The organism is Burkholderiaceae bacterium DAT-1, from assembly GCA_019084025.1.
In the GTDB taxonomy this organism is placed as follows: domain Bacteria; phylum Pseudomonadota; class Gammaproteobacteria; order Burkholderiales; family Chitinimonadaceae; genus DAT-1.
The window spans coordinates 334,448-347,557 of the sequence record JAHRBI010000001.1 but is presented as its reverse complement, the minus strand read 5'-3'; the positions used below and the strand labels follow the sequence as shown (position 1 = coordinate 347,557).

The following is a 13,110-nucleotide window of genomic DNA, read 5'->3' as shown; positions in this document are numbered from 1 at the left end:
TATGAAAACACGGCGGACCGTGATCGATCCGCCGTGCTCTGTATCTTTTGCATGACACATCGGCTGCAAACTGAAATGAGGGCAAGCCCCGGAAATTCAAGTGAGCAGGATGTGCGGACAGCAGGAAACGCTACTGGCGTGCTGCCGTCCTGAGCGTTTCGGTTTGCCTGAGGCCGCCCAGAAAGAATAACGGATTCTGGGGGATGCCTTTGTATCGGACTTCGAAATGCAGGTGTGGCCCGGTCGAACGACCGGTATTGCCCAATAGCCCGACCTGTTGTCCGGCTTTCACGGTTGCGCCTTCCTGCACGCCGATTTTCAGCATGTGAGCATAGCGCGTCGTGATGCCATTGCCATGGTCGATCTCCACCATATTACCATACTCGGGGTGGCGCTCGGCAGAGATTACCGTGCCGGATGCAGATGCTGTGACCGTACTGCCCACATCGCCTGCGAAGTCGATCCCGGCATGGAATGCCTGACGGCCATTGAAGGGGTCGATCCGCCAGCCAAACGATGAAGATTGTTCGCCAGAATTCATGGGTGCCTTGGAAGGCGGCGCCCACGCAGTGCTGCGCTGACTGGCGAGCAAGGCTTCAATCACGTCGTACTGATCCATGGTGTTACCAATTTGGCCGCGTATTTTGTCCATTTCCGAGGAGAGTTCCTTGAGGGATAAGGCATGCTCCGGGTATATCGAACGTGCGCCACCCTGTGGGGCGGGTTGCTGGCTCTGGAATGGTGTTGGATCAATGCCGGTCTTGTTGGCAACATTGCGGGTCAGGCTGTCCAGTCGCAACATTTGTGCCTGAATCTGGCCGAGTTTCACGGCTAGGGCATCAATTTGCTGCTGCTCGGCGTGGCGCGTGCCAGGAATCACTGGAATATGCCAGCCCAGTTGCCGGGTGAGCGACCATGTGACCCAGCTTGCTGTGGTGACCATACCCATCAGCGCCATCAGCAGTACAATGGCAATGAGCGTGACATGTCTCGGGCCGAGTGATACGGCCTTGGACATTTTGTTCGAGACGAGGATGACGTTCATGAGGTATCGTCCGGTGTATTCTTGTCTATGTTCCCGTTATCCACCTGATTCACACCGAAATCAGTGTTTACTTTGCAGCTTCCACTGAGTAGATCGGCATGAATGCACATTCCCTTGAGCAGATTTTTCGACAGCCGGAAATGCGTAAGCTGGCGCAAATCATGCACGCAGCCACCACGCTGGATGCCAAATGGCAACGCGTTTTGCCGCAAGAATTCGTCGGAAGCACCCAGGCAGTCGGGATTGACCAGGGCGAACTGGTGGTGATGACCCGTCAGAGTGCACTGGCTGCCAAGCTCAGGCAGATGTCGTTCCGACTGGTGCAGTCACTCCGGACAGAGGGCCTCGACGTTAGCGGAATTCGCGTTCGGCTGCAAGTTGAAGTCTTGCCGCATCAGGGCAAAAAAGCCAGTAAAAATCTGCAATTAAGTGAAACAGCCCTGTCAGCCTTTGAGGATGCAGTGGAGCAGATCCAAGACCAGACGGTGCGTGGCGCGATGGAGCAGTTGCTTGCTCGCCGTCGGTCGGGTCGGACATAAAAACCGCAAAAAATTGCAGATGACCGGACTTGATCAGGTCAGTGATTCCGGTTCTAGCAACAGATAGTGCACTTGGCCTGCCTTGCCTTCGCGCAAGACGACCCAACCTGACAGGTCAGGTAGCGAGGCGCACTCCAGATAGACGCGACTGTCGGCATGCACACGATCGCGTACAAGCGGCAAGGCTTGGTCCAGCAATGTGGAGGCATAGGGCGGGTCGAGAAAGACCACGTCAAATGACTCGGTTGAGCGCGCGAGCCAGGCAAGCGAATCGCCTTGAATGACCTCTGCTGAAGTTGCTTTGAGCAGGTCTTTGTTGGCTTTGAGCTGATTGCTGGCGGTACGGGCCAGTTCCAGCATGACCACACGTTTTGCACCACGAGATGCCGCTTCGAAGCCCAGTGCGCCGCTGCCTGCAAACATATCAAGGCAGGTCTGTCCGTGCAGTTCCTGACCCAGCCAGTTGAACAGCGTTTCGCGGACACGATCGGGGGTTGGACGCAGACCTTCACCATCCGGGAAACTGATCATGCGGCGACGAAAATCACCGCCAATGATGCGTACCTGATTGCTTGTAACTGATTTTCCGGTGCTTTTTCGTGTGGGCTTCATAAGTGTATATGTGTAAGACGCTTTGGGATTGCGCCGCGAAAAGTTAGAATTCACCCCTATTATCGCTGATTAGACACCGGCCATGTGCCGATGAGACGGATTCAATGAGTCATACCCCCGAACAAAAGGACGCTCCGGGCTGGGGCAAACGCCTGTGGAGCAAGCTGACCGGTGCACCGGAAAACGCACCCGCGCCAGCCCCGCAGCCTGTCGATGTACCTGTTCAGCCAATCGCCGAAGTCACTTCGCCTGTTGTGGAAGTCGTGCCTACAACGGAAGTGCATGAAGCCGCGCCCGTACCGGAAACTGCTGCACCTGCACCTGCACCTGCACCTGCACCTGCACCTGCACCTGCACCTGCACCTGCACCTGTCTCCCCGCATGAGCCAGGCTCGCTGGAAAATCGTTCTTTCTGGCAGCGTACCGTCGACAAGGTGCGTGATACCTGGCAATTCAAGCTCAAGGCTGGTCTGGCCAAAACCCGCGACAAGCTGGGCAAGGAGCTGGCGGCGGTTTTCGGTGGCGGCAAGATCGATGAGGATCTCTACGAAGAGCTGGAAACCGTGTTGCTGACCGCTGACATGGGCGTGGATGCAACGGTGCATTTGCTGAAGTCAGTGAGAGAACGCGTGACACTGCGTGGTCTGAAAGATGGCTCCGAATTGCGCGGCGCCCTAAAGGAAGCCCTGCTGGAGTTGATCCGGCCACTGGAAAAACCGCTGGATGTGAGTCAGGCCAAGCCTTTCATCATCATGGTGTCCGGCGTGAATGGCGCAGGCAAAACCACCAGTATCGGCAAGCTGGCAAAGTACTTTCAGGGTCAGGGCAAATCGGTGCTGCTGGCCGCGGGGGATACTTTCCGTGCTGCAGCCCGTGAGCAGCTGATGGCGTGGGGTGAACGCAACAATGTTACCGTCATCGCACAGGATGGCGGCGATTCGGCGGCGGTAGCGTTTGATGCGATCAGTGCAGCCAAAGCGCGTGGCATTGACGTTGTACTGGTCGATACAGCCGGGCGTCTGCCGACCCAGCTGCACCTGATGGAAGAAATCCGCAAGGTCAAGCGCGTGATCCAGAAAGCGGATCCGACCGGTCCGCATGAGTCGCTGCTGGTACTGGATGCCAATACCGGTCAGAATGCGCTGATGCAGGTCAAGGCGTTCGACGACGCATTGGCACTGTCCGGTCTGGTGCTCACCAAGCTGGATGGTACGGCCAAAGGCGGCGTGATTGCCGGGATCGCCAAACAGAAGCCCATTCCCCTGCGTTTTATCGGGGTGGGTGAAAATATCGACGATCTGCGCCCATTTACGGCGCAGGATTATGTGGACGCCCTGATCGATAATGATCCAGTTCAACCAGGTCAGTAAACGCTATCCCGGCGGCTTTGAAGCGCTCAAGCAGCTGAGCTTCGAAATTCAGTCGGGCGAGCTGGTATTTCTTGCCGGCCATTCCGGTGCGGGTAAATCAACGTTGCTCAAGCTGGTGGCCGGTATTGAACGGCCCTCCAGCGGCTCTGTGCTGGTCAATGGACAGAATCTGGCCGCGGTCAGCCGCGCCGCGATTCCATTCGTGCGCAGGCATATCGGGCTGATCTTTCAGGATCACAAAATTCTGTACGATCGTAGCGTGTTCGATAACGTCATGCTGCCGCTCGATATCATTGGTTTTGATCATCGCGATGCGCAGAAGCGTGTGCGTGCTGCACTCGATAAGGTCGGGCTGCTGGGCAAGGAAAAGCTGAATCCGGTGTCGCTATCGGGTGGCGAGCAGCAGCGCCTGTGTATTGCCCGTGCGGTGGTGCATCGTCCATCCATCCTGCTGGCTGACGAGCCGACGGGCAATCTCGATCGCGACTACGCGCATGACATCATGGAGCTGTTCAAAAGCTTCCATCAGGTTGGGGTGACCATCATCATCTCGGCACACGACGAATCCCTGATGGCAGACTATGGCCGTCGCATTCTCCGGCTCAGCAAGGGCCAGTTCACTTCCTGAGGTGGTCATGGGGCACTGGTTACGCCTGCAAATCAATGCATTGCGCACAAGTGTGCGTCATCTCCTGCGCCAGCCGCTGGCCACGCTGATGAGTCTGGCCATGATTGCGGTGGCGGTAGCGTTGCCACTCGGTCTGTATATGCTGCTGAATAGTGCGGCGAGTCTGGCAGGACGATTACCGACGACGCCGGAACTGACAGTATTTGTCCGTCAGGCTGCATTGACCAGCGAAGTCTCGCGTATTGATGCCTTATTGCAGCAGGACGCCAATGTGGCGCGCTATCGCCATGTTAGTAAGGATGAGGCGCTAAAAGAGCTGGAAGGCGGCGGTATGCGCGATCTGGTGGCTGGGCTGGGTGACAATCCGCTGCCTGAAAGTTTTGTGGTTACGCCAAAAGATACGTCTGCTGCAGCCATGAAATCGTTGAGCGAGCGCATCCACAGCGATCCATCGGTCGATCAGGTGCAGTTCGACAGCGAATGGGTGCTGCGACTGGAGGCATTTGTTGCCGCTGGTCGTGAAATTGTGCTGACCATCGCTGCACTGGTGTTGCTGGGCCTGCTGCTGGTGACGGCCAATCTGGTGCGTATGCAGATTCTCACCCGGATTGACGAGATTGAGGTGAGCAAGTTGATTGGCGCTACAGATGCGTTTATCCGGAGGCCGTTCCTGTATTTTGCAGCCGTCCAGGGTATTCTGGGTGCTATCTGTGGTATTGCCCTTGTGGTGGCAGGCCTTGGTCGTCTGGCGGAGCCGGTGATGCGCCTGGCGCGTCTGTACGGTGAAGGCTTTGTGCTGCAGACTGCCAATGTCGAGGTGATGCTGGTCACCATCGGTTTGGTGGTGGTCACCAGCCTCGTGGGTGCAGCCATTTCTGTTCGTCAGCATCTGCGTCGTTTCGACGCCTGATCAGGCCTTCGCGTTTATCTAACGAACCGGCAGCCCTGCCGGAAATGGGCTATGCCTGAGAAGGATGGTACAAGGTGTGCCATCCGAACAGGATGGCTCATGTATCCCCCAGATCTCAATGCTCTCGTCGTGGATGATGCAATCACGGTGCGCCAGTCGGTGCGCATGATGCTCGGGCAGCTCGGCATCACCAAGACTGAGTCTGCGTCGAATGCGGGCGAGGCGCGTCGCCGAATCCAGAATGGCCGCTACGATATTATCCTGTGCGACTACCATTTCGGACCGGGCATGACCGGGCAGGAGCTACTGGAAGATTTGCGGCACTCTGGCGTCCTGCCGCTGGATGCCATCTTTATCATGATTACTGCAGAAGCCAGCTATGAGCGTGTGGTGGCGGTGGCTGAAGTTGCGCCGGATGATTACATCCTGAAGCCGTTTACGGCAGACCAGATTGATAAGCGATTACAGCGTGCTTGGCAGAAACGGGTGGTCATGGCGGAAGTGCATGCTGCGATTGGATCAGGCAAGATTAATGACGCGATCGGTTTGGCGCATGGATTGCTTGCTCGCCACGATGTCCCGTTTCGAAGTGAAATCACCCGTTTTTTAACGCGAATGCTGACCGAGGCGGGTCGGCATGAGGAAGCAGCGCAAGTATGCGAACAGATATTACGCCAGCGTGGTGGTGTTCCCTGGGCCCGGCTTGGGCTGGCGAAGTATCTCGAACGCTGCGGACGCGAGGGTGAGGCAGAGGCAATGCTGGCGGCGCTGATTGCCGAAAGCAGTGTATATGTGGACGCTTATGATGCACTGGCGCAGCATTACACTGATCGCGATGAACATGATGCTGCGCTGGAGGTCATCGAACGATCGCTCAAAGTGACGCCCAATAATATTCACCGGTTGCAAGGGGCGGGCATGTCATCCTACCTGCTGGGCGATGCAGAAAACGCCCGCAAGTATCTGGAGCGCGCGGTTGCACATGGCGCAAACTCCGCTTCATTGCAGCCCAGAGCCTTATTCTGCCTGATTCTCAGTAGCGTCAGTACCGGCAAGACACGTGAGGCGGAAAAGAGTCTGGCGCTGTTGCGCGGTATTTCAGAGCGAAGGAATAACTTTGAAACAGAAGTTCTGATTCAGTACGCCAATGTGCTGCTGGCAGGTGTTAATCACCAGCAGGAATCGCTTCAGCAATTTCTACTCGGGCTGGATACCAAGGTGCGGGATCAGGCATTTACGCTGGATCTGGCGAGCGATTGTCTGGAGACGCTCAGCGCGTTTGAGTCATCCGAGCCTGTCATCATCGAGACCACCCGCAGGCTTGCCATGCGCTTTGCTAATCAAAAGCGCTCTGTGGAACATATGGAACAAGCTGCCCGCAAAAGCCCTGTGTTGCTGGAGCTGATCAAGGATTGCGTGGCACGTATCAATCAATTGGCTAATCAGGGCATGATGCTGGTGATGAAGGGCAATCTTGAAGAGGCTGCCCGCCATCTTTACAACCATGCCATGGAAACCTGCAATGCGCGACTGCTGCTAGCTGCAGCCAACGCGTGTATTAAAGCTGCGCAGGGGAGTGATCATCCCCGGCGGGCAGAGCATTTGCTCAAACAGGCCAGTGATTGTGTGACCCGTCTGGCGTTTGAGTATCACGACCCCACTGTCCTTGATCAGCTTGAGCGCGATATGTCTGACGCCATGCAAGCACTCAAAACGCACAGATCAGCCTGATCCTTCCGGCTTTATCTGGATATCCAGATGCTGTTCGATTCCCTGGGCGCTTGCCTCGGCGGACGCGGGGGCATCCAGAACAATTTGCGCGGCAATGCCCGCATTGATGCTCAGTAATGCTGCCCGGATGGCTTCAGCGCGCTGTCTGGCCAGTGCGCTCAGTGCATCATTGCTCACAGCAGCCTTGGCGGTTTCCAGCATCTGCTGCCGCAGATTCCGGTAGCGATCCGTATTGTCTTTGGTGCCGAGCTTTAATTTAAGAAGCGCCATGCGGCCATGATCGACTGCATATATGTCCAAGAGCGTGCTACGTGTTTTGGCATCTTCCAGATCTGGCTGGGCGGGAAGGGGAAGGCTGGCATCCCACAATCCGGCAGCTGCCAGAATACGTTGGTCGACCCGAATACGCGCTAGCGCATCTCGATCTGTCACCGCATCAAATCGTCCGCCAATATGCACTTGAATGCGAGGGCGATTGGCTAGCATCGTTGCCAGTGCTTCGAGATGCTCCCGGTCGGGAGGCGAAAGCGTGCTGCTTCCGCCATCAAGAGAAATCTGGTGAATATGCTCGTTGCCGGCCAGTCCCAGTAGGGCACGGAAGGGCGATGAGACCGCCTTTGTAATAATGTTGCTAACAGCTTGTCCAACCAGATGGCCGTAACTGAACTCGGGATCACCCAGATTGCCACTTACGGGCAGATTGAGATCGATGCGTCCCTCGCTATCTTCAAGCAGGGCGATGGCCAGCCGTAACGGTAGGTGGCTGATATCCGGCTTGTCGATTTCATTACCCAGTTGAATGGACTGGATAACGACATGATTATCCCCCGCCATGCTGCCATCCTTCAGGGCGTATTTCAGCCCCATATCCAGACGGCCATCCTTCAGCTGCCATCCGGCAAAATTCTCCGAATAGGGTGTCAGGCTATGAATCGGAATATTCCGGAAATCTAACTGGATCTGACTGTCACGGCTCGCTGCGGTGGGATCCATCATGCCACGTACGGTCACACTGCCGTATCGGTCAACCTGTCCATCCAGTGTCACGGTGGCGTGGGCATGGTTACGTGTCGACACACCCTGAATGGTGCCGTTGAGATGGTGCATGTGCGAGGCAAATCCGGGGTTCATGCCCTGATCGGCAAAGTCCACTGTGCCGCCACTGATCCGGATATTGCGTATCTGCAGCGCCGGGGGCTGGCTGGCCGGTGCCTGTGCCGCTGGCGTGTCAGCGGGAGCCGGATCGGTTGGCTCTGTAGGTGCGAACGCCGTTTTCAGATTGAGCTGATGTGCAGCGTTGAGGCGCACGCGTACCTGTGGATTGAGCCACTCGACACGCTCCATGCGAGTATTGACTTCGGCACCACCGCTTACTTGCAATCCGGCAAGCCGCAGCTGATCCCAGGCAAGGAGCGGTGCAGATTGTCCCGCTTCCTTGAATGCGACATTGCGCAGCGACAGGTTGCCGCCCACTTGCCAGGGCATGTCGCCGCCTGCGTGCCAGTCTAACTGACCATCAAGTCGGGCAGAGCTCGCCTGTACGGCGGTATGCGATAGCGCATAGGGCATAACAGGCAATAGATTCAGTTCGCTGGCTTTAATTGTGCCTGCCCAGGCACCATCGCGGATATCGCCCTTGATCGACGCATCCAGTCGCCCGCCGCTGGCAACGCTGCTGCTTGCGTTGCCTTGCAGTCGATGTCCATCCACCCATTCGAACTGACCATCCAGATCATTCAACTTGACTGTTGTTGCCGGTTTGGTGCGAGCGTCCTGCCAGCCAAGCTGGCTGTTGGTCAGCGTCGTAGTCAGGGTGCCAATTCGCCATGGTTGAGTTTCGTCCTCTGGTTGGGGCTGGCGTGCTTTAAACAGGTCAACCAGGTTAATTCGTCCCTGCGCATCACGAGTGGCGTCAATGGATAGGCCGGTCAGCTCGAGCTTGCCAGGGGTCAAGGTGCGAGCGTCGAGATCAATCTGACTACTTGCAAGGGTGGCTCGTTCGAGTGAAATGGCGGCCAGTTTGCCCGGTTCTCCCAGTCGAACATTGGCTAGCAATGCTTCGACTTTGTCCAGATGCTGTTTGCCTGTGGCGGCATGGAACCCCAGTGAGAGCTTTGGAAGATGCAAGTCCAATGCATAGGGACGCAGCGTGGACTGATCGGCGTAATGAATGTACCAGTTGCTCAGCGTCACTGCCGGGATGGCAATCTGCCAGGGAGAAGGCGAGGTGGCGTCCGGCTGGCGGGATGATTCAGGGACGAACAGGGCTTGCCAGTCGAGCTTACCCCCGGCAAGGCGTTGAGCGCCCAGCACACCGTTTTCTACGGTGATAACGGGAATGGAAATGGCTTTACGCGCGAAGTCTACTTGCCCGCCTTCGAGTCGCAGGCGCCCCACCGCGAGGCGGCTATCACCCATACCCTTTAGATTCAGATGCTCCAGGGTTGCCGAGAAAGGGCGAATGTGTAGCGGGGTACGCGATTCGGGCTTGTAATCGTAATGCAGGCGAAAAGACAAGTCGCCCTTGAGGTCGCCCGGTTTGAGCGGGCTGACATAAGGCTGAAGTCTGGCCAGTGGAAATCTGGATAGATTGAGCGTGCCTGTGCCTGATAGCGGACTGAGACCCTGCGCCCCATCAATATCGAGACGCGCTTGATGATCCAGCAGTGCATCCAGATGGTAGCGGCCAGCGCCACTGCGTGTAGACAGATCGCTCAATGCGAATTGGAGGGGGATCACATGCCAGTCTGCTTGCACAACAGTCTGATCCTGAATGGCGATATGTCCGCCATTCACCTCGAACCGGCTGATACGAAATGCCGGGCTGATTCCGCTGTCGGATGCCCTGGACGGCTTTGCATCCGTGTGGCCTGCATCCTGAATAAACGTCAGCCAGTTCCATTGGCCGCCTCTGGTGCGGATCACCGACAGCTGCGGACGGGTGAGGGTGACGTGATCTAGCGAGATTTCACCAATGATCAGATGCGAGGGCTGAATGCCGACATCCAGCGACTCAAGTGTCATGAGCGGTGCGCCGTGCCGATCGGTCAGCTGAATCGCATCAATATGCAAGGTGAAGCTGAGCGCCGAAATACGGATATCGCCCATGCGAATGTCGCGGCCATGTGCTTTGGCCCATTTCACCGCAGCTTCCCGCAATTTTTCGGGGAGCCAGAAACGGGCAATCAGGCTGGCAAGCATCCACAATGCAGTCAGGGATACGAGCGTAATCAGGAGGCGTCGGCGAAACGTGGACATCGGCGGCTTGAGCTTTTTATGTATTGTTGGATTGCAGGCTGTCGGCGTGATTATAACGCCGTCAAGATGCTTAGACGCGTGAGAGCTTCACAAGATCCTTCAGCATCCCGATTGACATGGCGACGACAGCTGGCCCCAGAAACAGGCCAATCAGACCAAATACCTGCATGCCGCCGATCATGGCAATCAGCACAATCAGCGGGTTAATCTTGACCTCATGGCTAATCATGTTGGGTTTGACGATATTTTCAAACACCACCCACACCACAATCAGGTCGATGAGTCCGACAATTGCCCAGCCGGTATGCCCGCCCAGATACATGTACGCGAGACACGGCAAAATAAGTGCAGGCATCAGCATTGGAATCACGCCAAGGATCCCCGCAATTAGGCCAATCAATAATGCTGAGCGCATGCCTCCTGCCACCAGCGGTGCGGACAGCAGCAGACCTTCCAGCAGGCCGATGAGCACGACACCGTTCACCGTACCCCGTAGTGCCTGAATCCCTGCATTTACGTAATCGACGCTGCGTGCGCCAAACCAATGGGCGCATACCTGTTTGTAGTGTTCCTCAATATAGCGGCCATTTTTCAGCATGTAATAAAAGGACACCAGTAATACCAGAAGTGATACTAACTTACCCATCAGCTTGGGCCAGAGAGACGATACCAGCGTGACGAACTGGCCTTTGGTCACTCGATTAATGACATCGAAAATACCGGTGCTGTTGGCAATGTTCTCGTTCCAGAACTGCAACACTTTATCGTGCATCGGCAGATAATCCAGAATCGCGGGTGGCGCAATGGGGCCATCCTGTCCGGTATGTGCAAGGTAAGCTGATCCGGCCGAATAGGCGTGTGCCAGTTCAAAGCCGGCATAGGCGAGCGGCGTGATGAAGATCACAACGAAGGCGGCACTCAATAGCATGGAGGCCGTTGCTGGGCGGGCACGAAGACAAACCGGCCCCAGTCGCAAACCTTCTTCGTCGTGCGCAATGCGCCGGAACAGCGGCCATGCAGCAATTGCAGTGACGCTGCCGCACATAATGCCGAACAGAAAAGGCTGCAGAATCAGCACTGCCACGCCGATAAACAGCGCGACAAATAACAGGGAAGATTTGTTGCCTTGAATGACAGGTTGCATGCGGCTATCCGGAAGACCAGGTTGATCAATTCACTCGAACAGAATCGGGTGAATCATAACCAGCCTTGACCCTCCGTGGGGCATGCCGCGATTAAAAAAGCCTGATCAGGCCTTTTTGACGAACTCCGACTTCAGACCCATGGCACCCACGCCATCAATCTTGCAGTCGATATCATGATCTCCATCGACCAGGCGGATGTTCTTCACCTTGGTGCCCACTTTCACAACCAGTGACGAACCCTTGACCTTCAGATCCTTGATGACGGTCACCGTATCGCCATCCTGCAGAATCGTACCGTGCGCATCGCGAATGACGCGTTGCTCTTCGGCGGGTGCGGCGGCTTCTCCTGCAATTGACCACTCATGCGCACATTCCGGGCAAACGTACATTGCGCCGTCTTCATAGGTATATTCGGAGTTGCATTGCGGGCAGGCGGGCAAGGTGCTCATGGGATTCCTGATGTTCAATAAAAAGACAAAGGCGACCAATATGTCGCCCAGACTCATATTTTACCCTACTCTCTGTAGGGTTGTCCTCAGCCTGCTCTAAGCGGTAGTGATGCTGCCTGATCGGGTTCATTGAGTCCCAATGCGTGGCAGACGCGGCTTGCCAATTCGTCTGGCGTGGCAGAAATGAGCGGGCGTGGAATATTGAAACGCTCTGTCAGACGATTCATATCCTCGAATCCGTAGCTGACCATAAAGGGATGCATACCTGCGGACATTGCAGCGCGATAATCACTGAATTCGTCGCCGCAGGCATAGCTCAGCGCCGGATTGACGCCCAATTGGGCGCGCAGATTCTGGAACGTGAGATCCTTATTTTCGCTTAATGGGAGGCAAATCACCTTATGAAACCGGCGCAGATCAATATCGTGACGGGCAAAGAGCAGTGAAAGGGTCTCGGCCGGATTGTGCGTGATATTGCGGGTGACTAGTACCAGATACAGATCCGGTTCATTTAACAGCTGCTTGATAAAGGGCGCCATGCCGGGATACAGCACACCCTCCTCTCGATAGACTTCGGTCAGGGTGGCCAGCAGGCGTTTGCGCGACTGCTTGCCAAACTGAAGCCGGATATTGTTGGGAAGTTCGCGTATGCCACCCAGATACTTGAACAACTTGCGTCGCTTTTGAAAGCGTACCAAGTCGCCAATGTCCATGCCATGACGGCTAAAGGTGGTATCAATCGCAGAAAATGCATCGACTGTTGTGCCATCGGCGTCAAGGATCAATAATTTGTCGCGGGATACGTACATGATCTCACCCAAATTGGTTACGTTTAGTGTGGCAGTGATTTGTTTCAGCCAGATAGCATTGGCTGACTAGACTTTACACTTCAGTAGACATAACACGGTTACACCCAAGCATTACAATATCATTCGTGCGCATAACGATATGAAAGATTGTTGAACGATGGACATGTTGCGAGTGGAAGACATCGTGGTGGGCGACGGCAAGGAAGTGGTGAAGGGCGCGCTGATTCAAACGTGGTACGACGGCTATCTGCTGGATGGCACCAAGTTTGATTCATCCCGTGATCGTGGCACCCCGTTTAAATGCGTCATTGGAACCGGCCGGGTGATTAAGGGCTGGGATATCGGTTTGATGGGGATGCGTGTAGGCGGCAAGCGAAAATTATACGTTCCCGCACATCTGGCATACGGCGAGCGTCAGGTTGGTCAGCATATTCAGCCGAACGCCGATCTGGTGTTTGAGATTGAACTGCTGGAAGTGCTTACCCGCGACGATTGAAGTGTTCGATTCCATATAAACCCATGAAGGAAATAGGGATTTTTAGACGCTCAGGTGTTTACCCGGAACTTTCTGAAGGGCTAGCACTCAGTGCATTAGAGTGCTAATATCATTTCGA

General features: G+C 55.7%; 12 protein-coding genes. 6 read left to right on the top strand and 6 right to left on the bottom strand.

The window, feature by feature from the left end:
• Window positions 1-130: 130 nt before the first annotated feature.
• Entirely contained in the window at window positions 131-1,045 is a 915-nt protein-coding gene (locus tag KSF73_01615) for a M23 family metallopeptidase (GenBank protein MBV1774403.1), read from the bottom strand.
• 98 nt (window positions 1,046-1,143) lie between these two features.
• Between KSF73_01615 and KSF73_01610 the strand changes: the two genes are divergently transcribed.
• Complete coding sequence (locus KSF73_01610; protein MBV1774402.1) at window positions 1,144-1,584, top strand: DUF721 domain-containing protein; 441 nt, start codon at window positions 1,144-1,146, stop codon at window positions 1,582-1,584.
• A 33-nt stretch (window positions 1,585-1,617) separates the two neighbouring features.
• Here the strand turns inward: KSF73_01610 and rsmD are convergent, their stop codons facing one another.
• Window positions 1,618-2,196, bottom strand: coding sequence for a 16S rRNA (guanine(966)-N(2))-methyltransferase RsmD (rsmD, locus tag KSF73_01605; GenBank protein MBV1774401.1), 579 nt, complete (start codon window positions 2,194-2,196; stop codon window positions 1,618-1,620).
• Between the two features lie 104 nt (window positions 2,197-2,300).
• Between rsmD and ftsY the strand changes: the two genes are divergently transcribed.
• The 4 genes from ftsY (at window position 2,301) to KSF73_01585 (ending at window position 6,835) form a co-directional block, all read left to right on the top strand.
• Entirely contained in the window at window positions 2,301-3,566 is a 1,266-nt protein-coding gene (ftsY, locus tag KSF73_01600) for a signal recognition particle-docking protein FtsY (protein MBV1774400.1), read from the top strand.
• Window positions 3,541-4,194 (top strand): cell division ATP-binding protein FtsE, encoded by a 654-nt coding sequence (gene ftsE / locus KSF73_01595; protein MBV1774399.1) that lies wholly within the window; start codon window positions 3,541-3,543, stop codon window positions 4,192-4,194. The genes ftsY and ftsE overlap by 26 nt, the downstream gene beginning before the upstream one ends.
• A gap of 7 nt (window positions 4,195-4,201) precedes the next feature.
• Complete coding sequence (gene ftsX / locus KSF73_01590; protein MBV1774398.1) at window positions 4,202-5,104, top strand: permease-like cell division protein FtsX; 903 nt, start codon at window positions 4,202-4,204, stop codon at window positions 5,102-5,104.
• 99 nt (window positions 5,105-5,203) lie between these two features.
• Entirely contained in the window at window positions 5,204-6,835 is a 1,632-nt protein-coding gene (locus KSF73_01585; protein ID MBV1774397.1) for a response regulator, read from the top strand.
• Here KSF73_01585 and KSF73_01580 read toward each other — a convergent pair.
• From KSF73_01580 to KSF73_01565, 4 genes are all read right to left on the bottom strand, one after another.
• Window positions 6,827-10,093, bottom strand: coding sequence for a DUF748 domain-containing protein (locus KSF73_01580; protein ID MBV1774396.1), 3,267 nt, complete (start codon window positions 10,091-10,093; stop codon window positions 6,827-6,829). The two genes, KSF73_01585 and KSF73_01580, sit on opposite strands and share 9 nt — an antisense overlap.
• A 70-nt stretch (window positions 10,094-10,163) precedes the next feature.
• Entirely contained in the window at window positions 10,164-11,237 is a 1,074-nt protein-coding gene (locus tag KSF73_01575) for an AI-2E family transporter (protein MBV1774395.1), read from the bottom strand.
• 105 nt (window positions 11,238-11,342) lie between these two features.
• Window positions 11,343-11,687 carry an alkylphosphonate utilization protein gene (locus KSF73_01570; protein MBV1774394.1) on the bottom strand — a complete coding sequence of 115 codons (345 nt, stop codon included), beginning with the start codon at window positions 11,685-11,687 and terminating at the stop codon, window positions 11,343-11,345.
• Between the two features lie 86 nt (window positions 11,688-11,773).
• Complete coding sequence (locus KSF73_01565) at window positions 11,774-12,496, bottom strand: HAD hydrolase-like protein (protein ID MBV1774393.1); 723 nt, start codon at window positions 12,494-12,496, stop codon at window positions 11,774-11,776.
• A gap of 157 nt (window positions 12,497-12,653) precedes the next feature.
• On the opposite strand from KSF73_01565, the gene KSF73_01560 reads away from it, so the two are divergent.
• Window positions 12,654-12,992 carry an FKBP-type peptidyl-prolyl cis-trans isomerase gene (locus tag KSF73_01560; GenBank protein MBV1774392.1) on the top strand — a complete coding sequence of 113 codons (339 nt, stop codon included), beginning with the start codon at window positions 12,654-12,656 and terminating at the stop codon, window positions 12,990-12,992.
• Window positions 12,993-13,110: the final 118 nt, after the last annotated feature.